Annotated in this window: 26 protein-coding genes; 14 read left to right on the top strand and 12 right to left on the bottom strand. The window is 75.3% G+C overall.

The window, feature by feature from the left end:
• Window positions 1-76: 76 nt before the first annotated feature.
• A complete protein-coding gene (locus ACF1AK_RS16815; RefSeq protein ID WP_391499510.1) occupies window positions 77-487 on the top strand; it encodes an SSI family serine proteinase inhibitor in 411 nt (136 codons plus the stop codon).
• 83 nt (window positions 488-570) lie between these two features.
• Entirely contained in the window at window positions 571-936 is a 366-nt protein-coding gene (locus ACF1AK_RS16810) for a hypothetical protein (protein ID WP_391499509.1), read from the top strand.
• Between the two features lie 22 nt (window positions 937-958).
• On the opposite strand, the gene ACF1AK_RS16805 is transcribed toward ACF1AK_RS16810, so the two are convergent.
• Window positions 959-1,171 (bottom strand): hypothetical protein, encoded by a 213-nt coding sequence (locus ACF1AK_RS16805; RefSeq protein WP_391499508.1) that lies wholly within the window; start codon window positions 1,169-1,171, stop codon window positions 959-961.
• Between the two features lie 160 nt (window positions 1,172-1,331).
• Here ACF1AK_RS16805 and ACF1AK_RS16800 point away from each other — a divergent pair, with 160 nt between their 5' ends.
• Window positions 1,332-2,390 carry a threonine/serine dehydratase gene (locus ACF1AK_RS16800; RefSeq protein WP_391499507.1) on the top strand — a complete coding sequence of 353 codons (1,059 nt, stop codon included), beginning with the start codon at window positions 1,332-1,334 and terminating at the stop codon, window positions 2,388-2,390.
• Window positions 2,391-2,499: 109 nt separating this feature from the next.
• Complete coding sequence (locus ACF1AK_RS16795) at window positions 2,500-2,958, top strand: hypothetical protein (RefSeq protein ID WP_391499506.1); 459 nt, start codon at window positions 2,500-2,502, stop codon at window positions 2,956-2,958.
• Window positions 2,959-2,967: 9 nt separating this feature from the next.
• On the opposite strand, the gene ACF1AK_RS16790 is transcribed toward ACF1AK_RS16795, so the two are convergent.
• Window positions 2,968-4,332: an FAD-dependent oxidoreductase gene (locus tag ACF1AK_RS16790; protein WP_391499505.1), complete on the bottom strand. Its 1,365-nt coding sequence runs from the start codon at window positions 4,330-4,332 to the stop codon at window positions 2,968-2,970.
• Window positions 4,333-5,159: 827 nt separating this feature from the next.
• Here ACF1AK_RS16790 and ACF1AK_RS16785 point away from each other — a divergent pair.
• The 8 genes from ACF1AK_RS16785 (at window position 5,160) to ACF1AK_RS16750 (ending at window position 13,216) form a co-directional block, all read left to right on the top strand.
• Window positions 5,160-6,218: a phytanoyl-CoA dioxygenase family protein gene (locus tag ACF1AK_RS16785; RefSeq protein WP_391499504.1), complete on the top strand. Its 1,059-nt coding sequence runs from the start codon at window positions 5,160-5,162 to the stop codon at window positions 6,216-6,218.
• A gap of 14 nt (window positions 6,219-6,232) precedes the next feature.
• Entirely contained in the window at window positions 6,233-7,636 is a 1,404-nt protein-coding gene (locus ACF1AK_RS16780; RefSeq protein ID WP_391499771.1) for a DUF6271 family protein, read from the top strand.
• Window positions 7,629-8,834 carry a type III PLP-dependent enzyme gene (locus ACF1AK_RS16775; protein WP_391499503.1) on the top strand — a complete coding sequence of 402 codons (1,206 nt, stop codon included), beginning with the start codon at window positions 7,629-7,631 and terminating at the stop codon, window positions 8,832-8,834. Before ACF1AK_RS16780 ends, ACF1AK_RS16775 begins: the two co-directional genes overlap by 8 nt.
• Window positions 8,835-9,449, top strand: a complete 615-nt coding sequence (locus ACF1AK_RS16770) for a GNAT family N-acetyltransferase (RefSeq protein ID WP_391499502.1) — start codon at window positions 8,835-8,837, stop codon at window positions 9,447-9,449.
• A gap of 88 nt (window positions 9,450-9,537) precedes the next feature.
• Window positions 9,538-10,809, top strand: a complete 1,272-nt coding sequence (locus ACF1AK_RS16765; protein ID WP_391499770.1) for an MFS transporter — start codon at window positions 9,538-9,540, stop codon at window positions 10,807-10,809.
• 124 nt (window positions 10,810-10,933) lie between these two features.
• Window positions 10,934-11,287 (top strand): DUF6204 family protein, encoded by a 354-nt coding sequence (locus ACF1AK_RS16760; protein ID WP_391499501.1) that lies wholly within the window; start codon window positions 10,934-10,936, stop codon window positions 11,285-11,287.
• 46 nt (window positions 11,288-11,333) lie between these two features.
• Window positions 11,334-12,281: a carbohydrate deacetylase gene (locus tag ACF1AK_RS16755; protein ID WP_391499500.1), complete on the top strand. Its 948-nt coding sequence runs from the start codon at window positions 11,334-11,336 to the stop codon at window positions 12,279-12,281.
• Window positions 12,278-13,216 carry a hypothetical protein gene (locus tag ACF1AK_RS16750; protein ID WP_391499499.1) on the top strand — a complete coding sequence of 313 codons (939 nt, stop codon included), beginning with the start codon at window positions 12,278-12,280 and terminating at the stop codon, window positions 13,214-13,216. The genes ACF1AK_RS16755 and ACF1AK_RS16750 overlap by 4 nt, the downstream gene beginning before the upstream one ends.
• Here ACF1AK_RS16750 and ACF1AK_RS16745 read toward each other — a convergent pair.
• Window positions 13,192-14,028 (bottom strand): DUF6597 domain-containing transcriptional factor, encoded by an 837-nt coding sequence (locus ACF1AK_RS16745; protein WP_391499498.1) that lies wholly within the window; start codon window positions 14,026-14,028, stop codon window positions 13,192-13,194. The two genes, ACF1AK_RS16750 and ACF1AK_RS16745, sit on opposite strands and share 25 nt — an antisense overlap.
• Window positions 14,029-14,295: 267 nt before the next feature.
• Between ACF1AK_RS16745 and ACF1AK_RS16740 the strand changes: the two genes are divergently transcribed.
• Window positions 14,296-15,276, top strand: coding sequence for a LysR family transcriptional regulator (locus ACF1AK_RS16740; protein ID WP_391499497.1), 981 nt, complete (start codon window positions 14,296-14,298; stop codon window positions 15,274-15,276).
• A gap of 144 nt (window positions 15,277-15,420) precedes the next feature.
• Here ACF1AK_RS16740 and ACF1AK_RS16735 read toward each other — a convergent pair whose 3' ends face one another.
• The 3 genes from ACF1AK_RS16735 to def all read right to left on the bottom strand — a co-directional run bounded on the left by ACF1AK_RS16735 (window position 15,421) and on the right by def (window position 18,513).
• On the bottom strand, window positions 15,421-16,893 hold the full coding sequence (locus ACF1AK_RS16735; RefSeq protein ID WP_391499496.1) for an RsmB/NOP family class I SAM-dependent RNA methyltransferase: 1,473 nt from the start codon (window positions 16,891-16,893) through the stop codon (window positions 15,421-15,423).
• 89 nt (window positions 16,894-16,982) lie between these two features.
• The gene (fmt, locus tag ACF1AK_RS16730; protein WP_391499495.1) at window positions 16,983-17,924 is read right to left on the bottom strand and encodes a methionyl-tRNA formyltransferase; all 942 of its coding nucleotides are present in this window, start codon (window positions 17,922-17,924) and stop codon (window positions 16,983-16,985) included.
• 43 nt (window positions 17,925-17,967) lie between these two features.
• A complete protein-coding gene (gene def / locus ACF1AK_RS16725) occupies window positions 17,968-18,513 on the bottom strand; it encodes a peptide deformylase (RefSeq protein ID WP_391499494.1) in 546 nt (181 codons plus the stop codon).
• Between the two features lie 255 nt (window positions 18,514-18,768).
• Here def and ACF1AK_RS16720 point away from each other — a divergent pair, with 255 nt between their 5' ends.
• Entirely contained in the window at window positions 18,769-19,431 is a 663-nt protein-coding gene (locus tag ACF1AK_RS16720; RefSeq protein WP_391499493.1) for a hypothetical protein, read from the top strand.
• 107 nt (window positions 19,432-19,538) lie between these two features.
• Here the strand turns inward: ACF1AK_RS16720 and ACF1AK_RS16715 are convergent, their stop codons facing one another.
• The 6 genes from ACF1AK_RS16715 to mihF form a co-directional block, all read right to left on the bottom strand.
• Window positions 19,539-21,626 carry a primosomal protein N' gene (locus tag ACF1AK_RS16715; RefSeq protein WP_391499492.1) on the bottom strand — a complete coding sequence of 696 codons (2,088 nt, stop codon included), beginning with the start codon at window positions 21,624-21,626 and terminating at the stop codon, window positions 19,539-19,541.
• 100 nt (window positions 21,627-21,726) lie between these two features.
• Window positions 21,727-22,935 (bottom strand): methionine adenosyltransferase, encoded by a 1,209-nt coding sequence (gene metK, locus ACF1AK_RS16710; RefSeq protein ID WP_391499491.1) that lies wholly within the window; start codon window positions 22,933-22,935, stop codon window positions 21,727-21,729.
• Between the two features lie 152 nt (window positions 22,936-23,087).
• On the bottom strand, window positions 23,088-24,323 hold the full coding sequence (gene coaBC / locus ACF1AK_RS16705) for a bifunctional phosphopantothenoylcysteine decarboxylase/phosphopantothenate--cysteine ligase CoaBC (protein WP_391499490.1): 1,236 nt from the start codon (window positions 24,321-24,323) through the stop codon (window positions 23,088-23,090).
• A gap of 157 nt (window positions 24,324-24,480) precedes the next feature.
• Entirely contained in the window at window positions 24,481-24,747 is a 267-nt protein-coding gene (gene rpoZ / locus ACF1AK_RS16700) for a DNA-directed RNA polymerase subunit omega (RefSeq protein WP_030056185.1), read from the bottom strand.
• A gap of 36 nt (window positions 24,748-24,783) precedes the next feature.
• Window positions 24,784-25,341 carry a guanylate kinase gene (gene gmk / locus ACF1AK_RS16695; protein WP_391499489.1) on the bottom strand — a complete coding sequence of 186 codons (558 nt, stop codon included), beginning with the start codon at window positions 25,339-25,341 and terminating at the stop codon, window positions 24,784-24,786.
• 49 nt (window positions 25,342-25,390) lie between these two features.
• A complete protein-coding gene (mihF, locus tag ACF1AK_RS16690; protein ID WP_030056187.1) occupies window positions 25,391-25,717 on the bottom strand; it encodes an integration host factor, actinobacterial type in 327 nt (108 codons plus the stop codon).
• Window positions 25,718-25,996: the final 279 nt, after the last annotated feature.

The following is a 25,996-nucleotide window of genomic DNA, read 5'->3' as shown; positions in this document are numbered from 1 at the left end:
CGTCGGCCCCGCCGACTTCCCACTCCGGTGCACCCACCGGCCGTGACCTGCCCACCGGCGGGTCGTTGCGCCGGGCGTGAAGACCACCCGAGCCCTCGCCCTCCTCGCGACCGCCCTGTTCACCTCCGGCCTCGCGGGCACCGCCCACGCCCTCACCCCCGTCCCCGCCGTCCCCGCCGCCAGCCTGCGGCTCACGGTGGCGCACGGCCCGACCCCCGGCACCGGCACACCGCACGTCGTCACCCTCGACTGCCCGCCGGACGCCGTCACCACCCACCCCGACCCGTTCACCGCCTGTCGGCTGCTCGACTCCGTCAACGGCGACCTCTCCCGGCTGAACGTCGACCCGGGTGTCTGCACCGACCTGTACGACCCCTACACCGTCACCGCCAGCGGCACCTACCAGGGCCGGCGCATCGCCTTCCAGCACACCTACGGCAACCACTGCGTCCTGCTGCGCACCACCGGCGCGTTCTTCGACTTCTGACCCGACCCCGTCGACAGCCGGGGGGAGCGGGCCTGGGATGCTCTCCCCGGTCGTCGATCGGACGGGAACCGGGGGGAACGGGCATGGAGAACGGGGAGATCGGGGCGCTCCTGCGGGAGCGGGACGCGCGGGCGTGGCGGCGGGCCGGGGGCGCGCGGGGCCGGAGCGCGCACCTGCTGGGGCTGCTGGCGCTCGGCGCGTGGCTGTGGGCGGTCGGGCTGGCCTTCCTGCCGGCCTCGCACGAGTTCCCGGACGGCACCGCGGTGGACTGCGGCCCGCCCGTGTTCCACGAGTCCCGCGGGGGCCGGGAGCACGCCCAGTGCGCCGCCGTCACGGACGGCCGGATGCGGGACGCGGTCACCGTCGGGCTGGCGACCCTGCCGCTCGCGGTGGTCCGGCTGCGGCGGACGGCCGGCGGGCGTCCGGAGCGGATCGGGGGCCGGCCCTGAGCAGACCGGTCACCGCCCCCCGTCAGCCACCGTCGCCACCGCCGTCGATGCCGTTGCCGCCGCTGCTCACCTGGCGGCGCTGGGACTTCTGGTAGCTCCGCACGGCCCGCCCGGCGCCGACGGTGGCGGCGGCCACGGCCCGGGTCCAGCGGGGGCCGCCGCGGTCGGCCCACACCACGCAGACGCAGCCCCCGACAGTGAGGGCCAGGATGCCGATCAGCACGGCTCCGATCATGTCGCCCGCCTCCCTTCCTCGTTCTCGTCCGGTCGATGGTGGTGATGCTCCCAGGTCGGGCGCCGGTTCCACCACCCTGGCGGGCCGACGCGGTGTTCCGTACGGTACGGACGGGACGCCGTGCGAACACGGCGGGACGTGGACGTGGAGGCGGCGCACGATGAGGCACGAGCTCGGCTACGAGGACATCGGGGCGGCCGCGGAGCGGATCGCGGGCCGCGTGCGGCCCGTGGCGCTCGCACCGGGCGGGGACGGGGACGGGGACGACCGGCGGTGGCTGGCCCTGGAGTACCTGCAGCACACCGGCTCGTTCAAGGCGCGCGGGGCGCAGAACTTCCTCCAGGCCCACCGGGAGGCCGGGACCCTGCCGGACGCCGGGGTCACCATCGCCTCCGGCGGCAACGCCGGGCTGGCGTGCGCGTGGGCGGCGCGGCAGCAGGGCGTGCGGGCCACCGTGTTCCTGCCCGCCGAGGCGCCGGGCGTGAAGGTCGCCCGGCTGCGCTCCTACGGGGCGGACGTCCGGCTGGTCGGCGCGGAGTACGCCGAGGCGCTGGCCGCCTGCGAGCAGTTCGCCGCCGCGAGCGGCGCGCTGGCGAGCCACGCCTACGACCACCCGCTGATCGCGGCGGGCGCGGGCACCCTGCTGGAGGAGATCCACGCGCGGCTGCCCGGACTGGACACGGTGCTGGTCGCGGTGGGCGGCGGCGGGCTGTTCGCGGGGGTGGCCGCGGCCGCCCGGGAGCACGGCGTCCGGGTGGTGGCGGTCGAGCCGGAGGGCTCCCGCGCGCTGCACGCCGCCCTGGCGGCGGGCGCGCCGGTGGACGTCACGGTCGACTCGGTGGCCGCCGACTCCCTCGGCGCCCGCCGCGCCACCCCCCTCGCCGTGGACGCGGCGCGCCACGACGGCGTCCGGTCCGTCCTCGTCCCGGACGCGGCGATCGTGCGGGCCCGGCAGGCGCTGTGGGAGGAGCGCCGGATCGCGGTCGAACACGGCGCCGCCACCGCCCTCGCCGCCCTGCTCACCGGGCAGGACGACGCCCACGGCTACCGCCCCGCCGCCGACGAGCGGGTCTGCGTCGTCCTGTGCGGCGCCAACACCGACCCGGCCACCCTCGCCACCCCGGCGGCTCCCCGGGGGCCGTCCGGCGCCCGGAACGCCGGCCCGGCGCACGATCCGGAGCGCGCGCCTCTTCTGTCGGACGCCTCGCCCGGCCGCTAGAGTCGCGCCCATGTCGACCGATACGCCGGACAACCACCCACGCCGCGGCCTGTCGTAGGCACCCGTCAGCGTGTCGCCCGTCCCGCCCGCACCCGACCGGAGGTCGCCCGTGGCCCGGCTCCACGTCCACAGCGGCATCAACCCCGACGACCCGGACGCGCCCGTGGTGGCGCTGCTCGTCGACCCGGGCGGCCCGCCCGGGGAGCGGGCCGTCGCCAGGCTGGACCGGTACGGGCACGAGGGGGACGGCGCGTTCTACCTGCTGCCCACCGACGGCTGGGCGGAGCGCACCCTCGACGGCGACCGGCTGACCGTCACGGTGGCGGCGTACCCGTTCACGCTCAAGCAGCTCGGCGCCGATCCGGAGGCCTTCCCGGAGCGCTCGGACACCGTCCCCGAGGCGGCGCTGGTCCTGCGCGCGGTGACGGTCGTCGACCCGGGGACGTACGCCCGGGCCGACGACGCGACCGCCGTGTTCACCGCCGGCCCGGGGCTCGCGCTGGACGAGGTCCTGGCCGGCGAGGACGCGTGGCCGCTCGTCCTCGCCCCGCCGCCCGCCGCGCCCTGACGGAGCCGGTCAGGCCCCGCTGCGCCGGAGCATCTCCTCCCGCTCCACCACCTTGACCCGCTCGCGCCCCTCGGCCGCGCCCAGCGCGCGCTCGTGGGCGTCGAGTTCGTACCAGCCCTGCCAGGTGGTGAACCGCACCCCGCGGTCCTCCAGGTGTGCGACGACCGCCTGCGGCTCGGGCTCCGCGGCGCCGGGCAGCCGGCCCTCGGTGTGGTCGGCGAGCAGGCAGGCGACGGTCTCGTTGGCGTCACCCTTGGTGTGCCCGATGAGACCGACCGGCCCGCGCTTGATCCAGCCGGTCACGTAGACGGCCTCCTGGTGCGAGCCGTCGGCGGCGAGCACCCGGCCGGCCGCGTTGGGGACGGTGCCGGAGACCGGGTCGAACGGCAGCTTGGGCAGTTCGTCGGAGTAGTAGCCGATCGCCCGGTAGACGGACTGCACGTCCCAGTCGGTGAACCGGCCGGTGCCGCGCACGTTGCCGGTGCCGTCGAGCTCGGTGCGCTCGGTGCGCAGCCCGCTCACCCGGCCGTCCTCGCCCAGCACCTCCACCGGGGACTCGAAGAAGTGCAGGTAGAGCCGGTGCGGGCGGTCGCCGACGTCGCGGATGGCCCAGTTCTCGATGGTCGAGGCGACCATGTCGACGTGCTTGGCGCCACGCCGCTCGGCGATCGAGCCGTCGTCGTACTCGATGTCCTCGGGGTTGACGATCACCTCGATGTTCGGCGAGTGGTCGAGCTCGCGCAGCTCCATCGGGCTGAACTTCGCCTGGGCCGGGCCGCGGCGGCCGAAGACGTGCACCTCCAGGGCCCGGTTGCGCTGGAGGCCCTCGTACACGTTCGGCGGGATCTCGGTGGGCAGCAGCTCGTCGGCGGTCTTGGCGAGGATGCGGGCGACGTCCAGGGCGACGTTGCCCGCGCCGAGCACGGCGACCTTCTCGGCCTCCAGCGGCCAGGTGCGCGGTACGTCGGGGTGGCCGTCGTACCAGGAGACGAAGTCGGCGGCACCGTACGAGCCGTCGAGCCCGACACCGGGGATGTCGAGCGCGCGGTCGGCCATCGCGCCGGTGGAGAAGACCACGGCGTCGTAGAAGCGGTGCAGGTCGTCCAGCGTGAGGTCGGACGGGTAGTCGACGTTGCCGAACAGGCGTATCTGCGGCTTGTCCAGCACCTGGTGGAGCGCGGTGATGATCCCCTTGATCCGCGGGTGGTCGGGCGCCACGCCGTACCGGATCAGTCCGAACGGCGCGGGCATCCGCTCGAAGAGGTCGATGGAGACCCCGGGCTGCTGGGCGGCGTCGGACTTCAGCAGGGCGTCGGCGGCGTAGATGCCGGCGGGGCCGGCGCCGACGATCGCGACGCGGATCGGGCGGGTCATGGCGGGGCGATCCTCCGAACGTGGACGAACGAAACAGGGCGGAACCGGGCCGGAACAGGGCGGTGCCCGGACCGGTCGGGGCGGACGGGCGAGGGTGACCCACTCCCACCCAACCCGGCCGGACCTTGCCACTGTAGGTGGTGGCGATCTATGACCCCATAGGCCTGACCTATGGCCGGAGCGGGAACAAGACCCGGCCCGTCCGAACGCGGCCCGGGAAGCGGCGAGGCACGGCGCCCGGGCGCCCCGTGGCCGGCCGGCCGTGACCACCGTGCCCGACGCGTCCGGCGCGTCCGGCGCGTCCGACGCGTCCGGCGCACGGACGCGGACCCGGCGCCGCCGGCACCGCCGGCACCGGGGGCGAGGCGCCCGCCACCCCTTGGACCGGCCGCCCCCGGGGGGATTGCCCCCACCGCATCCCGAGGGTGCGTCGAACCGGCATGGAAGCCCCCCCTCGGCTGCCCTTTCGGGCAGGGAACGGGGCCCCCTGGAGGCAGCCGCTCCGCCCCTTCGGCCGGACCGCCCCGATCACCCGCCCCACGGGCTCCGGCGCAGGTCACGGCCGGTCGTCCACCGACCGACGGTCCGCCAGCGGGGGCCCGCCCGACGAGGGTTGACACCGGAAGTTGGTCTAGTCCACCGTAGGGGCACACCGCACTTGACGAGGCCGGGACAGTCATCGGCACTCCTTGTCGGACGGGACCTCCCGCTCTCGTCCCACCTCTCCCCCGGGGCTCCGGCCCCGCACCGCCGTGCCCCGAGGCCCGTCCCCCACCCGGCGCACGGCCCCCGGCCGACCCCACACCCCGACCCGAACCTGGAGTGAAATGCCGAAGCCCGACGGATACCTCTTCCGGGCCGCTTCGGAGCGCCCCTACTTCAGCAACGACGGCGAGTCCTACCTCGCCGCCACCGCGCTGAAGGACATCCGCAAGCAGCGCCCGCTGCGCGTGCTGTCCGAGGAGCAGTTCACCTTCTGGCAGACCTACGGCTACGTCGTCGTTCCCGAGGCGATCCCCGCCGAGGCCGCCCGCAAGCTGCTCGACTTCGCCTGGGAGTTCCAGGGGCTCGACCCCGAGCGCCCGGAAACCTGGTACGAGGAGCGGGAGTTCCGCGACGAGCTGGACCGCCACCTGCACATCTACGGCTTCGTCGAGGCCTATCACCACCAGCTCATCTGGGACCACCGGCAGACCCGGCGGGTCTACGACGCGTTCGTGGACGTCTGGGACTGCGAGGAGCTCTGGGTCACCCTCGACCGGCTCAACCTCAACCCGCCGAACACCGGGAACCGCGACCGCGCGCTGATCGAGCCCACCGACGAGGGCTTCGACATCGAACTGCACTGGGACGTCGACTCCACGGCCGGCATGCTCCCGCAGCGCGTCCAGGGCATCATCGCGCTCACCGACACCGAGCCCGACCACGGCGGCTTCCAGTGCAACCCGGAGCTGTTCCGCCGGTTCAACACCTGGCAGGCCGCCCAGCCGGCCGGTCGCGACCCGATCCGCCCGGCCGTCGACCGCACCGAATACCCGGTCGTGCGGCCCGAGTTGAAGGCCGGTGACCTGCTGATCTGGAACGGCATGCTGGCCCACGGCGTCGCCGCCAACACCTCCGCGAGCGGGGTGCGCTCGGTCCAGTACCTGTCGATGATGCCCGCGCTGGAGGAGCACCACGAGCTCCGGGAGTCGCGCGTCCACTCCTGGCGGCACCTCTCCACGCCGACCTGGAACCGCACCCTGGTCGGCGACCACCGCAAGCACGAGTCGCTGCGCTACGGCCCGGCCGAACTCACCGGTCTCGGCGCCAGGCTGCTCGGCCTGGAGTCCTGGCACAGCGCCGGGGCCGACGCGGCCGACGCCGTCGAGGGCGGCGAGGCGTGAGCGCGGGGACCACCGTGCGCGACATCTGCCTCGCGCTGCCCACCAACCGGTTCTGCGTCCCGGCCATCACCGCCGTCGGCGAGGAAGCCGTCTGGGCCGCCCGCGAGTTCGGCGTCCGGGTCCACCTGCTGATCCTCGACTCGGCGGACGCCGCCGACCGCACCGAGCACGCCAAGGCGGCCGCCGAGCTGCCCGCGGCCCCCGGCGTCCTCGTCCACCACCTCGACGAGGAGCAGCAGCGCGCCTTCCTGCGCGCCGCGGTCGACCGGGCCCGCGCCGAGGACGCCGCCCTGGCCGCGGCCGCCGACGCCGACCGCCTGCTCGGCCTGATGCTGCCGGACGCCCTCTCCTACGGTGCCTGCACCAACCGGGCGTTCCTGCTCGCCGCCGCCCTCGGCTGCTCCTCCGTGCACCGCCGCGACTCCGACAGCGCCTACCAGCGGCTGAACGGCGAGCCGGTGTACCCGGTCCACCACGAACTGCGCTCGATCGGCCGGCGGGCCGCCGACGCCGCGCCCGGCGTCACCCATCACACCCTCGACCCGGTGCACGCGCACAAGCCCGTCGCCCTGGTCGGCAGCTCCTTCGTCGGTGAACTCTCCGTCGACCTCGGCGAGATCCGCGAACTCGACCCGGCGTGCTACGAGGAGGTCGTCGGCCTGTGGGCGCGCACCGGCTCCACCGCCGAGCAGCGCCGCGAGCTGGTCGCGGACTCCTTCGTCGGCAGCGGCACCGACCCGTTCACGCACGACCGCGCGGTGCTCGACCTGCCGGACATCTGGCGGATAGACATGTGCAACATCGCCCTGGACCGCGAGGTGTACGAGCGGGTGCCGCTGCCGCCCGCGACCGACACCATCGGCAGCGACTACCTGCTGCACCACCTGGTACTGCACGCCGCGCTGCCCGGGGTCACCCACAACCGCAACGTCATCAACCACTACACGCCCGAACGGCGCACCGACGCCGGGTTCACCGCCTACCAGCTGCGGTTCACCAAGTTCCTGCTGTCGATGCTCTACCTCTACCCGGTGTACGACGCGCTGGAGGAGGCGGGCGGGGCGCTGCTCGACGCCGAGCACCACCTGCGCCCCGGGCCGGTCGCGCGGGCCGCCCGGCGGGCGGCCGCAGCGGACCGGTCGGAGAACCACCGCCGGCTGGCCGTCCTCGACCGCGCCTACCGCGGACTCGGCGGCCGGTACGCGGCGTTCGCCGACCACCTGGCGCCGCTGCGCGCCCGGCTGCTGGACGAGGCGCAGGCCGACATCGAGGCCTTCGCCCTGCTCGTCGACGCCTGGGCGCCGCTGGTGCGCGCGGCCCGCGCCACGCCGCCCCTCCCGCCCCTCCCGCCCGACTCCTCGGCCGGGCCCGCCCGGCGCTCCGCCCACGGCGCCGGCCGGAGTGCCGCCCATGCCTGACGACGGACGCCTGCGCGCCGCCCTCGCCGCCTGCGAGGACGACCGGATCATCTTCGACCTCGACGGCATCGAGGCCCAGTACGACGCCCTGCTGCGCGAACTGCCCGGCATCGACGTCCGGTTCGCGATGAAGGCCTGCCCGGTGGACGAGGTGCTCGACTGCCTGGCCGCCCGGGGCGCGGGCTTCGACGCGGCCGGGCCGCAGGAGATCACCCAGGCGCTGCGCACCGGCGTGCCGGCCGGGCGGATCCACTACGGCAACACGGTGAAGTCCGACCGGCAGATCGCCGAGGCGTACCGGCTCGGCGTGCGCGACTTCGCCACCGACAGCCTGGCCGACGTCGCCGCGCTCGCGCAACACGCTCCCGGCGCCCGGGTGTTCTGCCGGCTCGCCACCACCGGCGAGGGCGCCCTGTGGGGGCTGAGCCGCAAGTTCGGCTGCTCGCCCGAGGACGCCGTGCGGGTGCTGACCGCGGCCCGGGACGCCGGACTGACCCCGGCCGGGCTGTCGGTGCACGTCGGCTCGCAGCAACTCACCGTCGAGGCCTGGCAGAGCGCGCTGGACACGCTCGCCGCGGTGATCGAGGAGACCGGCCGGCACGGGATCCCGCTGCAGTACGTCAACCTCGGCGGCGGCCTGCCCGCGCTCGGCGTGCTCGACCGGCTCGGGAACCCGCTCCACCCGCCGGTCGACAAGATGTTCGCGGCGATCCGGGAGGGGATGGAGCACCTGCGCACGGTCTCCGCCGGGCCGCTGGAGTTCCTGCTGGAGCCGGGCCGCCACCTGGTCGCCGACCACGGCGCGATCCGGGCCCACGTCACCCGACTGACGGACCGTCAGCAGCTCGGCGGGGAGCGGTCGCACTGGCTCTACCTGAGCTGCGGCAAGTTCAACGGCCTGTACGAGATGGACGGACTGCGCTACCGGCTGGAGTTCCCCGCCCACGCGGGGGCGCCGACCGTGCTCGCCGTGATCGCCGGCCCCACCTGTGACAGCGACGACGCCTACGACGAGGGCGCCGGCGTGGCCGTGCCCCGGGACGCCGCCTCGGGCGACCCGGTGTGGATCCTCTCCTGCGGCGCCTACGCCACCTCCTACACCACACGGGGATTCAACGGCTTCCCACCGCTGCCCCACAGCTGTGTCCGGGCGGACCGCCCGTCCGGCGCACCCGGCCCCGAGAGAGACCCGCAGTAGATGTCCGCGCACCACACCGCCGAGCAGCACCCCGACCTCCTCGACACCCCCCTCCTCGACACTCCCCTCCTCGACGAGGACCTCGTCGGCGCCGGCCCCTTCGGCGGCACCCGGCTCGGCGGGGGCCTGTTCGTGCGCCCCCTCGCCGAGCCCGACTGGGCCGAGATCGTCCCCCTGGAGGCCCGCGCCTACGCCGGGAGCGGCCTCTCCGAGGGCGGCGGGGTGCTGCGCTCGCGTCACCGGGCCGCCCCCGACTGGTGCTTCGCCGTGGAGCACGGGGGCGAGTTCGGCGGCTACCTGCTCGCGCTGCCCTACCCGCTCGGTCACTGCCCCGACCTCGCCCGCGCGGAGTCCCCGGCCGCCCGCACCTCCACCAACCTGCACGCCCACGACCTGGTCGTCACCGAGCGGCTGCGCGGCCGCGGCCTCGCCCCGCGCCTGCTCACCTTCCTCGCCGACACCGCCCGCGCGCGCGGCTACGCCACCGTCTCCCTGGTCGCCGTGCGCGGCAGCGAGGTCCTCTGGGCCCCGCTCGGCTACCGCCCCCACCCCGGCGTGGAGCTGCCCGTGAGCTACGGCGAGCGGGCCGTCTACATGGCGATGTCCCTGCGCTAGGGCCCCGGCAGCGAACCTCCCCGCGGCGGACCTCCGCGCCACGACCTCCCCGCCACGACCTCCCCCCACAACGATCGGGCTGATGCACATGCTCCGCGTGCGCGATGACTTCCTGCGAGCACACCTGGCCATCGCAGCGCTGTTCTGCTTCCTCGGCTTCCAGTACGCGACCTGGGTCTCCCGCCTCCCCGCCCTGAAGACCCGGCTCGACCTGGACGACGGCCGGATCGGCCTGCTGCTGATGGTCTGCGGCATCGGCGCCGCCGTCTCCTTCCCGCTGGTCGCCTCGCTGATGAAGCGGTTCGGCTCACGCGTCCTCGCCACCGTCTCCGCGATCGTCCTCGGGCTGGTCCTGGCCGGCCTCACCCTGGCGCCCAGCTACCCCGTCCTGCTGGTGGTGGCCTGCCTCGACGGCGTCGCGGTCGGCTTCCTGAACGTCGCGATGAACGCCCAGGGCGCCGCCATGGAGGTCCGCTTCCAGCGCACCGCGATGTCCAGGCTGCACGCCACGTTCAGCGCCGGGTCCCTGCTCGCGGCCCTGCTCGCCTCCGGGGTCACCGCCGTCACCACCACGCTGTCCGCCCACTTCGCGATCGCCGCCGCCGTCCTCGCCCTGCTGCTGCTCCTCGCCCAGACCGGCATGCTGGCGGACGAACCCGCCGGGGCCGCCGAGACCGCGCCGGAACCCGCCGCCGACGCGCCCGCGAAGCGCCGCGGCATCCCGCTCCCCTCCCGGATCACCGTCTGGATGGGCCTCGCCATGGTCTTCGGCACCGTGACCGAGGGCGCCATGAACGACTGGTCCGCCCTCTACCTGGAGAACGTCGTCCGGGCCTCGCACCAGCTGGCGCCGATGGGCATCGCCGTGGTCTCGGTGATGATGGTGCTCGCCCGGCTGTTCGCCGACGGCTGGCGCACCCGCTTCGGCGACGGCCGGATCGTGCGCGTCGGCAGCACCGTGGCCGGGCTCGGACTGGCGCTCGCGCTGCTGGCCGGCGGCGTGGTGCCGACCCTGATCGGCTTCGCCTGCGTGGGCCTGGGCGTCGCCGCCGTCACCCCGTGCGTCTACGTCGCGGCCGCCCGCCAGGGCTCCGACGCGCTCGCCCTGGTCGCCGCCACCGGCACCACCGGCCTGCTCGCCGGCCCCGCCCTGATCGGCTTCATCGCCAACGCGAGCAGCCTGGTCTGGGGCATGGGCGTGGTCGCCGCCTCGGCGCTGGTCGTCGCGCTCTGCGCCACCCGGATCCACTGGCCCTCGCTCGACACGGCCCCCGACACCAGGCCCGCCGACACCCCGCCCGCCGGCGCCACCGCCCCGGACGGCCCGGCCCCCGCCGGCGTCACCCTCGGCGAGGCCTGACGGCCCGGCCGCCGGCGCCACCCTCGCCCGCTGCCCGCCCCCGCGCCCGTCCCGGCGCGGGGGCGCCGCCCGTTCCCCGGAAAACCCGTCGCCCGCCCACCACGGCCCGGCATACGCTCACCGGATGACCACGCGCACCTTCCGCATCACCGTCCGCGGCGTCTTCGACGGCCTCACCCCCGAGCAGCACGCCGAGCTGGCGTCCCGCGCCGCCGAGCACGACGTCCTGTTCGCCGCGTTCACCCCCGAGGGCCACCTCAGCTACGACCTCACCGCCCGCGCCGTCTTCACCTTCCGCTACCAGGACTCCGGCGAGGCCGAGGAGGACATCCTCGACGCCACCGAGCGCGCCGAACGGTCCGCCCGCGCCTGGCTCGACGAACGCGGCTACGGCTACAAGAACCTCCGCTCCCAGGCCGAGGACCTCTCGCAGGCCCCGCTCGGCAAGCGCCGGCGCCGCGCCGCCCGCGGGGCCTGAGCGAAAACCCGCTGCACCGCGCCCACCGCCCCGGCAGACTGCGGGCGTGACCCGGCCGACCCCCCTCGCCACCGAGCTGCTCGGCCACCCGCCGGGCACCCGCCTGCTGCTGCTCAACTGCGACGACTTCGGCCTCGACGAGGGCGTCAACCTCGCCGTCGTCGAGGCGATCGAACACGGCGTCGCCGCCTCCTGCAGCCTCATGACCGGCTGCCCGGGATCCGCGCACGCGCTGCGCCTGCTGCGCGAGCGGCCGGCGCTGCCGTTCGGGATCCACCTCACTCTGGTCTGCGGCACCGACGCGCCCGGCGCCCGCTGGGGCCCGCTCGCCCCGGCCGCCGCCGTGCCCTCGCTGCTCGACCCCACCGGGCGGCTCCACCCCGCCACCCCCGACGGCCGCGCCCGGCTGCTGGCACGGGCCCGGACGGCCGAAGTGGAACGGGAGTTCCGCGCCCAGATCGAGGCCGCCACCGGCCCCGGGCTCGACCCGACCCACCTGGACTTCCACTGCCTGGCCGACGCCGGCCGCCCCGACCTCCTCGACCTCGCGCTCGCGCTCGGCGCCGAATACGGACTGGCCGTGCGCATCTGGCTCTCCCCCGCCCTGGAACGCCTGCGCGCCCGCGGGCTGCCGGTGGTCGACCACCCCTTCCTGGACAGCTTCGCCGTCCCGCTCGACGACAAGCCGGCCCACTACGCCCGGCTGCTCGCCGCGCTGCCGCCGGGCCTGACCGAGTGGGCCGTCCACCCCGGCCTCGGCACGCCCGGCACCCGCCCCGGCGACGGCGACGGCGACCGGCGGGTGCGCCGCTCCGACCACGCCTTCCTCCTCGCCCCGCGCACCCGCGAGCTGCTCGCCGAGCTCGGCATCACGGTGACCGACTACCGCCCGCTGCGGGCCCACTGGCCCGGGCCGGTCCCCCGCGACACCGCGCCGTCCGTGTCCGAATCGTTCAAGACCCCCGCCCCCGGGCCGCCTACGGTCGAGTCATGACCCGCACCACACGCCTCACGCCCACCAGGCTCGACGCCGCCGCCGACTTCCTCTGGACCTCGGGGCGCGTCCTCGAACAACGCCGCTTCGCCCACCTGTTCGGCGCCCGGCCCGATTCCGTCGGCGTCCTCGCCGCCCTGGGCGCCCACTGCGCCCCCGGCGGGGGCTTCGCCTACGGACTCGAACCGGACGTCCGCGGACCGGCCCCCCAGCCCATCGCCGTGCCCGCCGCGCTGCTCGCCCTGGAGGAGGCCGGGGCCCTGGACGAGGACCGCGCCCGGCCGGTCTGCACATGGCTGGCCGAGGTCTCCGCACCCGACGGCGGCGTGCCCGTCGTCCTGCCGAGCCTGCGGCCCTACCCGCGGCCGCCGTTCCTGCCGGTGCCCGAGGAGGGCGCCGAACCGGTCGGCGAACTGCTGTCCACCGGCCAGATCGTGGCCCCGCTGCTGCGCCAGGGCATCGACCACCCGTGGCTCACCGCCGCCACCGCGTTCTGCCGCGCCGCCGTCGAGAAGCTCGACGCGCCGCACCCGTACGAGGTGGGCGCCGCGCTGCGCTTCCTCGACGCCTGCCCGGACACCGACTGGGCCCGGAGCCAGGCGGCCCGGCTGGGCGCGCTCGTCCGCGAGCAGCGGCTCGTGCTGCTCGACCCGGCCCGGCCCGAGGAGGCGCCGACCGCCCCGGGCTACGCGCCGGGCGAGCACCACCTGCCGCACGACTACGCCCGCACGCCCGACAGCCTGGCCCGTGCCTGGTTCACCGACGAGGAGCTGGACCTCGGCCTCGACCACCTCGCCGCCGCCCAGCAGAAGGACGGCGGCTGGCCGATCAACTGGCTGCGCTGGTCGGCGAACACCGAGTCGGAGGCCCGCCCCGGGGTGACCCTCCAGGCGCTGCTCACGCTGCGCGCCTACGACGACGCGCCGGACGCCTGACCCCGGGCCCCGTCCGGCCCGGCCGCCCGGCGGCCCAGCAGCACTCTCGGCGGCACCCCCGCCCACCGGCGCACCTCCCTGGTGAGGTGCGCCTGGTCGGCGTACCCGGCCAGCGCCGCCACCTCCGCCAGCCCCGGTCCCGCACCGGCGTCCGGCCCACCACCGTCCCCCTGCCCCTCCCCCGTCCCCCGCCCGTGCCCCGGCCGCGCGCAGGCCAGCGCCCGCTGGAAGCGCAGCACGGCGTGCAGGGTCTTCGGCCCGTAGCCGACCGCATCGGTCACCCGTCGGCGCAACTGCCGCTCCGAGAGCCCCAGTTCGGTCGCGAGCTCCGGCAGTCGCGCCCCCTGTGCGCGCCCCAGGGCGGCCACCGCCCGCTCCACCACCCGGTCCGGCTCCCAGCCGGGCACGAGCGCCGCGACGAACGCCTCCAGCTCCGCCGCCGCCTCCCGCGGCCCGCGCGCCGCGGCCAGCCGCTCCCCGAGCCGCTCCGCCGTCGCCGCGCCGACCACCTCGGCCAGCGGCACCTGGAGGTCGCGGAGCTCCCGCGCCGGCCTCGCCCCCAGCAGCAGGCCCGCCGCACCGGGACGGAACCGCAGCCCCGCAAGTTCCGCCCCGCCCCGCACCGGGACGCTGCGCGGTGCGAGGTCCGCGCCCACCACCTGCAGCCCCGCGTCCGACCACACCAGGTCCACACAGCCGTCCGGGACGACGAGCTGCTCGTACGACGGCCCCGGGGCGTGGTGCCGCGTCCAGAGGCAGGACACCTGCCGCCCGGGCGCCACCGACGGCCGCCACTCCGTGTACGCGGACACGGTCACCTCCCCGCTTCCGGCCGCCCGGGCCGGCGTGCACCGTCCTGCACCGGGAAGGTCGGCACACGGCCTCCTTGGCAGGTCCCGATCGACATGCCATTGTCAATCATCACGTCAGATCCTTTACTCCCCAGGGGAGTTGTGGCGATCGACGCCGGATGCCGAGTGTCGTCGCGCGCTCCCGCGGAACTCAGGTCAGCACACTTTCCACCTCCGGTCATCCCCACACCCCCCACACCAGCCGACCGACCACCAGCGGAGAACCTCATGCCGGACCTCGATCTCAACCTGCTCGTCGCCCTGGACGCCCTGCTGGAGGAGGGCAGCGTGACCGGTGCCGCCGAACGGCTGCACACCTCGGCCCCGGCGATGAGCCGCACGCTCGGGCGGCTGCGCCGTGTGCTCGGCGATCCCCTGCTGGTCCGGGCCGGCCGTGGACTGGTGCCGACGCCCCGCGCGGTGGAACTGCGCTCCGAGGTCCGCGCCCTGGTCAGCCGGGGCCAGGCCCTGCTGATACCGCCCGCGGCCGCCGAACCCGCCGAGCTCAACCGCCGGTTCACGCTGCAGACCGGCGACGTCCTGCTGACCACGATCGGCGCGGCCCTGCTGGCGGCGGTCCGCGCCCAGGCCCCGGCGGTGACCCTGCGCTTCCTCGGGGACGACCTGGAGGGCACCAGCGCGATGCGCGACGGCGTGATCGACCTGGAGGTCGGCGTCACCGACCACCTCGACCCCGAGACCCGCACCGAACCCCTCACCACCACCCGCCTGGTGGGCGTCGCCCGCACCGGACACCCGCTGGCCCACGGCGCACCCCCCACCCTGGAGGAGTTCGCCGCCGCCGATCACCTCACCGTCTCCCGGCACGGCCGGGGCCCCGGGCAGGTCGACCAGCGCCTCGCCCAGCTCGGCCTCGCCCGGAGGATCGTGGCCAGCGTACCGAGCTACCCGGCGGCGCTCTTCCTGCTCCGCGACACCGAACTCGTCGGCCTGGCACCGGCCCGCCTCGGCGCCCCGGCCGCCGAGGCGCTCGGCCTGACCACCTTCCCGCTGCCGGTCGACCTCCCCGAGGTGGTCCTGAGCATGGCCTGGCACCCGCGCAACGACCAGGACGCCGGGCACCGCTGGCTGCGCGACCTGGTCCGCGGCGTGGTCTCCACGCACACCGGCCCGCCACGCCCCGCCCCGGCCTTCCCCCGCCCCGACCCCGCGCTCACGGTCCCGCGCCCCGCCCTCTCCGCCCGCTGACCCGCGGACGGGACCGCCCGCTCAGGGCGTGTCCGGCGGATCGGACCGGCTCCGCCACGCCGGGGCACGCACGCCGCCGGGGCCCGGCCGAACGGACGGCGGCGCACCACGGACTCCCGTGGTGCGCCGCCGGAGGGCACCCGCCTACGCCGTGCGGCGCAGCAGGGCCAGGTACATCGCGTCCGTGCCGTGCAGGTGCGGCCACAGCTGGACGTCCGGGCCCTCACCGAGAGCCGGGACGCCCGCCAGCAGCGGCCGGGCGTCGATCCACTCCACCCGGCCGCCCTCGGTACGCAGCACGTCGTCCACCACCGCGCGCGTCTCCGCCAGGTGCGGGGAGCAGGTGGCATAGCCGACCACGCCGCCGGTCCGGGTCGCCTCGATGGCCGAGCGCAGCAGGTCGCGCTGGAGCGGGCCGAAGGCGGCGACGTCCTGCGGACGGCGGCGCCAGCGGGCCTCGGGGCGGCGGCGCAGGGCGCCGAGGCCGGAGCACGGGACGTCGACGAGCACCCGGTCGAAGCCGCCGGCCCGCCAGGCCGGGCGGGTGCCGTCGGCGGCGATCACGGTGTACGGGCCGGGGTTGCCGGCCAGGGCCCGGGCGACCAGCCGGGCCCGGTGCGGCTGCTTCTCGCTGGCGACCAGCGCCGCGCCGCGCTCGGCGGCGAGCGCGCCGAGCAGCGCGGCCTTTCCGCCGGGGCCGGCGCAGCCGTCCAGCCAGAGCCGGTCCGGGCCGTCCAGCGGGGCGGCGGCGAGGGCCAGCGCGACCAGCTGGCTGCCCTCGTCCTGGACGCCGGCCCGGTTCTCCTGCACCGCCGCGACCGCGCCCGGGTCGCCGCCCTCGGCGAGCCGCAGCGCGTACGGGGACCAGCGGCCCGGCTCGGCCTCGGGCAGCGCGTCGGCCAGCTCGCCGACGGTGGCCCGGCCGGGGCGGGCCACCAGGGTGACCTCGGGGCGCTCGTTGTCGGCGCGCAGCAGCTCCTCCACGGCGGTGCGCCCGGCGTTGTCGGGCTGCCAGCGGCCGAGCGAGTCCCACAGCGAGGCGACCACCCAGCGCGGGTGGGAGTGCACGACGGCGAGGTGGTCCTCGGCGTCCTGGTCGTACGGCGGGGCGACCCGCTGGATCCAGGCGTCCAGGTCGTGGGCGCTGATCCGGCGCAGCACCGCGTTGACGAACTTGGCCTTGCCGTCGCCGAGCACCACCCGGGCCAGCTCGACGGTGGCCGAGACGGCGGCGTGGCTGGGGATGCGGGTGGTGAGCAGCTGGTGGGCGCCGAGCGACAGCACGTCGAGGACGGGCGGGTCGACCTTGCCGAGCGGGCGGTCGATGCAGGCGGCGATGATCGCGTCGTAGGTGCCCTGGAGCCGGAGGGTGCCGTAGACCAGCTCGGTGGCGAGGGCGGCGTCGCGCCGGTCCATGCCCTTCTGCTCGGCCTCGCGGAGCAGGGAGGGGAGGATCAGGTTGGCGTAGGCGTCGCGCTCGTCGACGGCGCGCAGGGCGCGGAAGGCGACGATCCGCGCCGGGTCCTTCTTCGGGCGCCGGTGCGGGCGCGGGGCGCGCTTGCCGCCGGACGCGCCGGGCGTGCCGGAGGTGCCGTGGGTACTGCCGGTCGTGCTCATGGGATGTGCCTCAAAGTGCTGCGGGGGCTATTGCCGGATCTCTCGAACAGTAACGCGGAAAGCGGGGGCCGGGCCGGGCCCGGCCGGACTCAGGCGGACCCGCCCAGCCGCTCGCCCGACTCGATGCGCGCGCCGCGCGCCCAGTCCGCCGCCCGCATGGCCTTCTTGCCCTGCGGCCGGACCTCGCCGAGCTCGACCTCGTGGCTGCCGGTGCCGACGCGCACGCTGTTCTTGCCGACGGCCAGCTCGCCCGGCGCGAGGTCCGCGGAGCCGGGCAGCAGCCGCACCGGGCCGGTGACCTTGAGCCGCTCGCCGCGGAACTCCGTCCACGCGCCGGGGGCGGGGGCGCAGCCGCGCACCACCCGGTCGACCCGCAGCGCGGGCGCGGTCCAGTCGATCCGGGCGTCCTCGACGCCGAGCTTCGGGGCGAGGGTGACGCCCTCGGCGGGCTGCGGCACGGCGTGCAGGGTGCCGTCGGCGATGCCGTCCATGGTCGCGGCCAGCAGCCGGGCACCGGAGTGGGAGAGCCGCTCCAGCAGGTCGCCGCTGGTGTCGGCCGGGCGGACCTCCTCGGTGATCACGCCGAAGACCGGACCGGAGTCGAGGCCCTGCTCGATGAGGAAGGTGGACGCGCCGGTGACCTCGTCGCCCGCCAGCACCGCGTGCTGGACGGGGGCGGCGCCGCGCCAGGCGGGGAGCAGCGAGAAGTGCAGGTTCACCCAGCCGTGCGTGGGGATCTCCAGGGTGCCGGGGCGCAGCAGGGCGCCGTAGGCGACGACCGGGCAGCAGTCGGGGGCGAGCTCGGTGAGCCGGGCGACGAAGTCGGGGTCGCTGGGCTTCGCCGGCTTGAGGACCTCGATCCCGGCCTCCTCGGCGCGCTGGGCGACGGGGCTGGCGACGAGCTTGCGGCCGCGGCCGGAGGGGGCGTCGGGGCGGGTGACCACCGCGACGACCTCGTGCCGGTCGGAGGCGAGCAGGGCGTCCAGGGCGGGAACGGCGACCTCGGGGGTGCCGGCGAACACGAGGCGCATCAAGTGCCTTTCTGCAGTGCGGGGTCGACGTGGCCGGCGGCGCTCAGCGCGCCGAACCGAAGGTGCTGTGCGGGGAGACCTTGACCACCGGCGCGGGGCCCGAGCCCCAGTCCGCCTCGCGGATCGCCCTGAGCGCGGCCTTCCGCTGCTCGGTGTCGAGGCGGTCGATGAAGATGATGCCGTCGAGGTGGTCGGTCTCGTGCTGGATGCAGCGGGCGAGCAGCTGGGTGCCCTCGATGGTGACCGGGTCACCGTACATGTTGAAGCCCCTGGCGACGACGCCGTGCGCGCGGCGGGTGTCGTAGCGCAGCCCGGGCAGCGAGAGGCAGCCCTCCGGGCCCTCCTGCTCCTCCTCGCTGAGCGAGAGGTCCGGGTTGACCAGGTGCCCGGTGACGCCGTCCACGTGATAGGTGAACACCCGCAGGGAGATGCCGAGTTGGGGTGCGGCCAGCCCGGCGCCGGGGGCGTCGAGCATGGTGTCGGTGAGGTCCTTGACGAGGGTGCGCAGCTCCTTGTCGAAGGTGGTGACGGGCCGGGCGGTGGCGCGCAGGACGGGGTCTCCGAAGATGCGGATCGGCTGGATCGCCACGGGTGCGGGCTCCTGTCCGTCGGGTCCGGGATGCGGGGGTCGGGCTGCTGGCGACGAGCGGGCCGGGCGGCGGGCGCGCGGCCGTCGGCCAGTCTATGCAATCCGTCCGGACCGGGGTCCGGCACATCCCGCTCGCCCCGCCTGCGTGACCCCGGCGGGCGGTCCGGCGTTGGTCAAGTGGGATTGACCGTGGCCGGAGCGCGCGGGAAGGGCGCTCCGGCCGAGCCGAACCGTACGGAAGGCGGCACGTAAGCCATGGCCGAGCAGATCAACCACGACGCCCGGGCGAGGGCGAGCCTGCACCTGCTGGTGCGGGACATCGAGCGGGTGCGGCGCCAGGTCGACGCCCTGCGGACGCTCACCGCCCAGTTGGGCAACGTCTACCGGCCGCGCCGCCCCAGCACCTCCGCGGGCTTCGTGGTGTACGGGCGGGCCCCGGCGCCGACCGTGCGCCTGGCCCAGGAGCTGCGGGAGAGCGTGGAGACGCTGGTGGCGGCGGCCGTCGAGTTCGACCGCGCGCTGGGCTTCTCCTGGGACTCGGTGGGCTCGGCCCTCGGGGTCACCAAGCAGGCGGTGCACCGCCGCTACGGGATGCGCCGGCCGGCCGGCGAGCTGCTGGCGGCGGCCGGAACGGTGCCGGGGCCCGGCCGGCCGGACCGCTCCGAGGAGCTGCCGGGCCACACCCCGGCGGTCGCGCACGCGCCCGGCCACACCCCCGCCCTCGCGCCGGAGCGCGACCGCTCCCCGGCCCCGACCGGACTGGCCACCACCGTCCCGGCCGCCCGCCAGGGCGGTCTGGACCGCAGCAGCCTCGACCGGCCCGCGCTGGACCGCAGCACCCTCGACCGCCCCGCCCTCGACCGCGGCACGCTGGAGCGAACCGCCCTCGACCGCCCCGGCATCCCGCTGCGCGGCTGACGCACCCCGGACGCCGGGTGAGGGCCGCGGTCACGGACACCGCGCCCCTCACCCGACGCCCGGCAACCCGCACCCGTCACGCGACCGGGCTCACCCGACGCCGCCCGTCACCCGATGTCCGTCGGATCGATCCGCACCTTGACCGCCTCCGGCGTCCGCAGCGCGATCCGCGCGATCTGCGCCGCCTTCAGCGCCGTCGCGAGCGCCGCGCCCTGCCCGGGCGGCACCCGCAGCAGCGCGCGCTCCTGCTCCTCCCCCCGCAGCGCCGCGACCGGCACCGGCCCGAGCACGTCCGCCTCCTCCGGCAGCCGCACCAGGTTCAGCAGGTCCGCCACCGCTGCCGGGCTGCCGGTCACCGAGGCCATCCGGGCGACCGGCGGGAAGTGCAGCTGGGCGCGCTCGTCCAGCTCCAGCCCGGCGTGCCCGAGCGGGTCCCAGCGCACCAGCGCCTGCACCGGGCGCGCCGTGGGCTCGGCGACCACCACCACCGTCCCGCCCTCGGCGGCCGACCGCACCAGCGCGGCGGCGGCCAGCCAGAGCCGCAGCGTCTCCTCCCCGGCCCGCAGGTCGGGCCGGCTCAGCAGTGCCCAGCCGTCCAGCAGCAGCGCCGCCGCGTACCCGCCGCCGCCCTCGACGACCGGCTCGGCGCCGGGCGTGGAGATCACCAGCGCCGGCTCGTCCGGGACGGTCGGCAGCACCGCGTCCCGCCCGGAGGTGCGCACCGGGACGCTCGGGAACGCCTTGCCCAGCTCCTCGGCGGTCCGCCGGGCCCCCACCACCTGGGCCCGCAGCCGGAACGAGCCGCACTCCGGGCAGTGCCAGTCCCGCTCCTCCTCGCCGCACCACTGGCAGCGCAGCGGCGCGTCCGCCCCGGCCGCCTCCAGCGGGCCCTCGCAGCGCCGGCAGCGGGCGGGTGTGCGGCAGCGCCCGCAGGCCAGCCGGGGGACGTAGCCGCGCCGGGGCACCTGGACGAGCACCGGCCCGCCGGCCGCCAGGCCCTCCCGGGCCGCCTCCCAGGCGACCGAGGGCAGCCGGGCGGCCTGCGCGGCGGCGTCCCGGTGCTGGTCCTGGTCGGTGACGGTGCGCACCCGGGGTGCGGTGTGCCGGACGGTCTCCCGGTCGGCGGCCAGCGGCCGGGCCCAGCCGGTGCGCACCAGCTGCGCGCCCTCCACAGTGACGGCGTGGCCGCCGAGCAGGACGGCCGCGCCCTCCTCGGCGGCGCGCAGCAGGGCCACCTCCCGCACGTGCGGGTGCGGGTTGCGCGGATCGCTGTGGCTGGAGTCGCCGTCGGACCAGACCACCACCAGGCCGAGGTCGTGCACCGGCGCGAACATCGCGGCGCGGGTGCCGACGGCGGCGTGCACCGAGCCCCGGCTGACCTGGAGCCAGCGCCGGTAGCGCTCGCGCGGGCCGAGGTCGGCGGCCAGCACCGCGTGCATGCCCTCGCCGAGCAGTTCGGTCAGCGCCCGGTCGACCCGGGCCACCGAGCGCCCGTCCGGCAGCACCACCAGGGCGCCGCGCCCGCCCGCCAGGGTGGCGGCAACGGCGCGGGCGATCTCGTACGGCCAGCCGGGGCCGGGCAGGGCCGTCCAGACCGCCCGGGGCGAGCCGCCGGCGGCCAGCCCGGCGAGGAAGTCCGGCCCGGCCGGGTAGCGGGACCAGCTGCCGGGCGCGGGCGCGGCCGGGCGGGGCCGGGGCGGCGGCGAGGGCTCGGCCTCCGCCTTGGCGTGCCGGGGCGGCACCGCCAGCTGCAGGACGTCGGCCAGGGTGCCCGCGTACCGGTCGGCGACGGTGCGGCACAGCCGCAGCAGCTGCGGGGTGAGCACCGGCTCCGGCGAGAGGACCTGGGCGAGCGGGGCGAGCGGGCCGGGGAAGTCGCTCTTCTCCAGCCGGGCGACGATGAAGCCGTCGTGCAGCTCCCCGCCCTCGCGCTGGCCCTTGACCACCCGCGCCCCGAAGCGCACCCGCACCCGCACGCCGGGCCGGGCGTCCTCGGCCATCGCGGCGGGCACCTCGTAGTCGAAGAACTTGTCGATGGTGAGCACGCCCTTGTCGACGACCACCCGGGCGACCGGCAGGTGCTCGGCCCGCTTGGCACCGCGCCAGGTGCGCGGCTTGGCCCGGCGGACCGTCTCCCGGATGAACGCCAGCTGCTCCGGCGCCCCGCCCTCGTCACTCCCCTGCGTGCTGCTCATCGCCCCAAGTAGTACCAGGTCCCACCGACGAAACAGCAGGTGGCGGCCGCCCGGAGGACCGGGCTGCCACCACCTGCCGTCAAACGCCGGGCTCGGCCGGTCAGGCCTCGACGGCCTTCTTCAGCTGCTCCACGCGGTCGGTCCGCTCCCAGGTGAAGTCCGGCAGCTCACGGCCGAAGTGGCCGTACGCGGCGGTCTGCGAGTAGATCGGGCGCAGCAGGTCCAGGTCGCGGATGATCGCGGCCGGCCGCAGGTCGAAGACCTCGGTGACGGCCTTCTGGATCGACAGGACCGGCACGGTCTCGGTGCCGAAGGTCTCCACGAACAGGCCGACCGGCTCGGCCTTGCCGATCGCGTACGCGACCTGCACCTCGGCGCGGCGGGCGAGGCCGGCGGCGACGATGTTCTTCGCCACCCAGCGCATCGCGTACGCGGCCGAGCGGTCCACCTTGGACGGGTCCTTGCCGGAGAAGGCGCCGCCGCCGTGGCGGGCCATGCCGCCGTAGGTGTCGATGATGATCTTGCGGCCGGTGAGGCCGGCGTCGCCCATCGGGCCGCCGATCTCGAAGCGGCCGGTCGGGTTGACCAGCAGGCGGTAGCCCTCGGTGACGAGCTTGATGCCCTGGTCGGCCAGCGCCTTCAGCTCCGGCTCCACGACGAACTCGCGGACGTCCGGGGTCAGCAGCGACTCCAGGTCGATGTCACTGGCGTGCTGGGTGGAGACGACCACCGTGTCGAGGCGGACGGCCTTGTCGCCGTCGTACTCGATGGTGACCTGGGTCTTGCCGTCGGGGCGCAGGTACGGGATGGTCCCGTTCTTGCGGACCTCGGTCAGGCGGCGCGAGAGGCGGTGGGCCAGGGTGATCGGCAGCGGCATCAGCTCGGGCGTCTCGTCGGACGCGTAGCCGAACATCAGGCCCTGGTCGCCGGCGCCCTGCCGGTCCAGGTCGTCCTCGTCGCCCTCGACGCGGGCCTCGTACGCGGTGTCGACGCCCTGGGCGATGTCGGGCGACTGGGCGCCGATCGAGACCGAGACGCCGCAGGATGCGCCGTCGAAGCCCTTCTTGGAGCTGTCGTAGCCGATCTCCAGGATCTTGTCCCGGACGAGCTGGGCGATCGGGGCGTACGCCTTGGTGGTCACCTCGCCGGCCACGTGCACCTGGCCGGTGGTGATGAGCGTCTCCACCGCGACCCGGGAGGCCGGGTCCTCGCGGAGGAGAGCGTCAAGAATGGTGTCGCTGATCTGGTCAGCGATCTTGTCGGGGTGGCCCTCGGTGACGGACTCCGAGGTGAACAGGCGGCGAGACACAGCGCTCCCTGGGGTTGCAGCGGCTGCTGACTGAAAGACCCCGGACGGATCCGGGGGCTTCCGGAAAGACTTGATTCCTGGAGTGTAACGGTCAGCTACCGAGGAACGTCACGCGATTCCGCAATTGAAGACCGTCCGCCCACCCTTCGAGATCACCCGGCGGAAGGATCGAGCCGTTCCGCGACCAGGTCCCAGACGACGTCCGCCAGGGCCTCCTTCGGGCCCACCGGGACGGGCGTCTCGCTGCCGTCCGAGCCCAGCACCACGGCCTCGTTGACGTCCTGGCCGAAGGCCTTGCCGTCGCCGACCTCGTTGACGACCAGCAGGTCGCAGCCCTTGCGGGCGAGCTTGGCGCGGCCGTTCGCGAGCACCTCGTCGGTCTCCGCCGCGAAACCCACGACGACTTGACCCGAACGGGTGCGGTGGGCGGAGAGCTCCGCCAGGACGTCGGGGTTGCGGACGAGCGCGACCGGCGCCGGCTCGACGCCCTCGACCTTCTTGATCTTGCCCGCGGCGTAGACCGCGGGCCGGAAGTCGGCCACCGCGGCGGCCATGACCACGGCGTCCGCGTCCTGGGCCGCCTTCAGCGCCGCCTCCCGCAGCTCCAGCGCGGTCGCCACCCGGACCACGTCCACTCCGGCCGGATCGGGCAGCGCGGCATTGGCCGAGACCAACGTCACACGGGCGCCGCGCGCGGCGGCGGTCGCCGCGAGCGCGTAGCCCTGCTTGCCGGAGGAGCGGTTGCCGAGGTAGCGCACCGGGTCCAGCGGCTCGCGGGTGCCGCCGGCCGAGACCACCACGTGCCGGCCGGCCAGGTCGGTCCGCACGCCGCCGTGGCGCAGCACCGCGCGGCAGGCGTCGAAGAGCGCGGCCGGCTCGGGCAGCCGGCCCTTCCCGGTGTCCTTGCCGGTCAGCCGCCCGCTGGCGGGCTCCAGCACGATCACGCCCCGGCGGCGCAGCGTGGCGACGTTCTCGCGGGTCGCCGGGTGCTCCCACATCTCGGTGTGCATCGCGGGCGCCAGCACGACCGGACAGCGCGCGGTGAGCAGGGTGTTGGTCAGCAGGTCGTCGGCGAGCCCGTGGGCGGCCTTGGCCATGAGGTCGGCGGTGGCCGGGGCGACCACCACCAGGTCGGCGTTCTGCCCGATCCGCACGTGGGGGACCTCGTGCACGTTCTGCCAGGTCTCGGTGGCCGCCGGGCGGCCCGACAGCGCCGCCCAGGTGGCCTCGCCGACGAAGTGCAGCGCGGCCGCGGTGGGCACCACGGTCACCTGGTGGCCGGACTCGGTGAACCGCCGCAGCAGCTCGCACGCCTTGTACGCGGCGATGCCGCCGCTGACGCCGAGCACGACGCGCGGTGCGTCCGTCCGCTCCGTGCTGCCGCTCATGTTCCCCAGCTCTCCTCGTGGCGGTCCTCGGGTGCCTGCCAACCCTACGGCGCGCCGGTGATCACCCGCACTGTGGCACCCCCCACACGCGCCGCAACGCCGAAGGGCCCGTCGGAGCGGAACTCCGACGGGCCCTTCGAACGCTCATGGGCTCGCCTCAGGCGGCCTCGACCGCCTCGGCGGTCAGCATGCCGGCGTTGATCTCGCGCAGCGCGATCGACAGCGGCTTCTCGTGCACGTGGGTGTCGACCAGCGGGCCGACGTACTCCAGCAGGCCCTCGCCGAGCTGGGAGTAGTACGCGTTGATCTGGCGCGCACGCTTGGCCGCGTAGATGACCAGGCTGTACTTGGAGTCGGTGGCCTCAAGCAGCTCGTCGATCGGCGGGTTGATGATGCCCTCGGGCGCGGTCATGGAAGAGGACACGCGAAAACCTTCCGAAAGGGTGGAAAAGACAACAGGTCAGCCTACACCGAGCAAGGCTAGCAGTTCGCTCGCCACCTGCTCGACGGAGGTGTTGACCAGGGTCGTGTCGAACTCCGGCTCGGCGGCCAGCTCGACCTTCGCGGCCTCCAGCCGCTTCTCGATCACGTCCTGCGGCTCGGTCCCCCGGCCGGTGAGCCGACGGACCAGCTCGTCCCAGCTCGGCGGGGCCAGGAAGACCAGCTGCGCCTCGGGCATGGACTCGCGCACCTGGCGCGCGCCCTGGAGGTCGATCTCCAGCAGCACGGGTTCGCCGCGCTCCAGCTTCTCCTGGACCGCCGCCCGGGGGGTGCCGTAGCGGTTGCCCGCGAACACCGCCCACTCCAGCAGCTCACCGTTGGCGATCAGCTTGTCGAACTCGTCGTTGTCGACGAAGTGGTACTGGACCCCGTCCTGCTCGCCCGGCCTCGGGTGGCGGGTCGTCGCCGACACCGAGAGCCAGACCTCGGGGTACTGCTTCCTCATATGAGCGACGACCGTGCTCTTGCCGACCCCCGAGGGGCCGGAGAGCACGGTCAGCCGCGGACGCTCACTCATGCACCGATTATCCCGGATCGCGGACGATCCCGGGACCACGGGGGCACGGTCAGGCGGCACCGCCGCCGAACTCCCGCTCCAGGGAGGCGATCTGGTTCGTTCCGAGACCACGGACGCGGCGGCTCTCGGAGATGCCGAGCCGCTCCATGATCTGCTTGGCGCGCACCTTGCCGACGCCCGGAAGCGACTCCAGCAGGGCCGAGACCTTCATCTTGCCGATCACGTCGTTGTCGGCCTTGCCGGCCTTGATCACCTCATGCAGGGAGGCGCCGGAGTGCTTGAGCCGGTTCTTGACCTCGGCGCGCTCCCGGCGAGCCTCGGCGGCCTTGGCGAGCGCGGCGGTGCGCTGTTCAGGGGTAAGGGGCGGAAGAGCCACGCCGTTCACCTCAGGGTGGATGGAAGGGATTGAACTAGGACTGTTGTGCTTCCAGGGACACCGGTCAGAGGGCGAACTCGCCGCCCTGACCTGCGGGAGCAGCAGGTTTCGCGGCTCCTCGGTGACCTATCGCCGGACACTACCCGGATTGCGGCGCCACGTCAGGAAAAGAACACGAAAAGTCCTGGTCAGCCAAGGCCGACCAGGACTTTCCCGGGCAAAATGACCGTGATTGCGAACCTTGGGCGGCATCGATGTGACGGCGCTCACGTCAAGTCC

Source organism: Kitasatospora sp. NPDC015120, from assembly GCF_043080305.1.
Classification (GTDB): domain Bacteria; phylum Actinomycetota; class Actinomycetes; order Streptomycetales; family Streptomycetaceae; genus Kitasatospora.
The sequence above is the reverse complement of the archived record's forward strand: the minus strand, read 5'-3'. Positions and strand labels throughout refer to the sequence as shown.

What these genes read in the sequence shown, in the direction of transcription:
- ACF1AK_RS16810 (WP_391499509.1), top strand. Translation starts at nt 571, where the DNA reads ATGGAGAACGGGGAGATCGGGGCGCTCCTGCGGGAGCGGGACGCGCGG.
- ACF1AK_RS16805 (WP_391499508.1), bottom strand. Translation starts at nt 1,171, where the DNA reads ATGATCGGAGCCGTGCTGATCGGCATCCTGGCCCTCACTGTCGGGGGC.
- ACF1AK_RS16800 (WP_391499507.1), top strand. Translation starts at nt 1,332, where the DNA reads ATGAGGCACGAGCTCGGCTACGAGGACATCGGGGCGGCCGCGGAGCGG.
- ACF1AK_RS16790 (WP_391499505.1), bottom strand. Translation starts at nt 4,332, where the DNA reads ATGACCCGCCCGATCCGCGTCGCGATCGTCGGCGCCGGCCCCGCCGGC.
- ACF1AK_RS16785 (WP_391499504.1), top strand. Translation starts at nt 5,160, where the DNA reads ATGCCGAAGCCCGACGGATACCTCTTCCGGGCCGCTTCGGAGCGCCCC.
- ACF1AK_RS16775 (WP_391499503.1), top strand. Translation starts at nt 7,629, where the DNA reads ATGCCTGACGACGGACGCCTGCGCGCCGCCCTCGCCGCCTGCGAGGAC.
- ACF1AK_RS16770 (WP_391499502.1), top strand. Translation starts at nt 8,835, where the DNA reads ATGTCCGCGCACCACACCGCCGAGCAGCACCCCGACCTCCTCGACACC.
- ACF1AK_RS16765 (WP_391499770.1), top strand. Translation starts at nt 9,538, where the DNA reads ATGCTCCGCGTGCGCGATGACTTCCTGCGAGCACACCTGGCCATCGCA.
- ACF1AK_RS16760 (WP_391499501.1), top strand. Translation starts at nt 10,934, where the DNA reads ATGACCACGCGCACCTTCCGCATCACCGTCCGCGGCGTCTTCGACGGC.
- ACF1AK_RS16750 (WP_391499499.1), top strand. Translation starts at nt 12,278, where the DNA reads ATGACCCGCACCACACGCCTCACGCCCACCAGGCTCGACGCCGCCGCC.
- ACF1AK_RS16740 (WP_391499497.1), top strand. Translation starts at nt 14,296, where the DNA reads ATGCCGGACCTCGATCTCAACCTGCTCGTCGCCCTGGACGCCCTGCTG.
- ACF1AK_RS16735 (WP_391499496.1), bottom strand. Translation starts at nt 16,893, where the DNA reads ATGAGCACGACCGGCAGTACCCACGGCACCTCCGGCACGCCCGGCGCG.
- fmt (WP_391499495.1), bottom strand. Translation starts at nt 17,924, where the DNA reads ATGCGCCTCGTGTTCGCCGGCACCCCCGAGGTCGCCGTTCCCGCCCTG.
- ACF1AK_RS16720 (WP_391499493.1), top strand. Translation starts at nt 18,769, where the DNA reads ATGGCCGAGCAGATCAACCACGACGCCCGGGCGAGGGCGAGCCTGCAC.
- ACF1AK_RS16715 (WP_391499492.1), bottom strand. Translation starts at nt 21,626, where the DNA reads ATGAGCAGCACGCAGGGGAGTGACGAGGGCGGGGCGCCGGAGCAGCTG.
- coaBC (WP_391499490.1), bottom strand. Translation starts at nt 24,323, where the DNA reads ATGAGCGGCAGCACGGAGCGGACGGACGCACCGCGCGTCGTGCTCGGC.
- gmk (WP_391499489.1), bottom strand. Translation starts at nt 25,341, where the DNA reads ATGAGTGAGCGTCCGCGGCTGACCGTGCTCTCCGGCCCCTCGGGGGTC.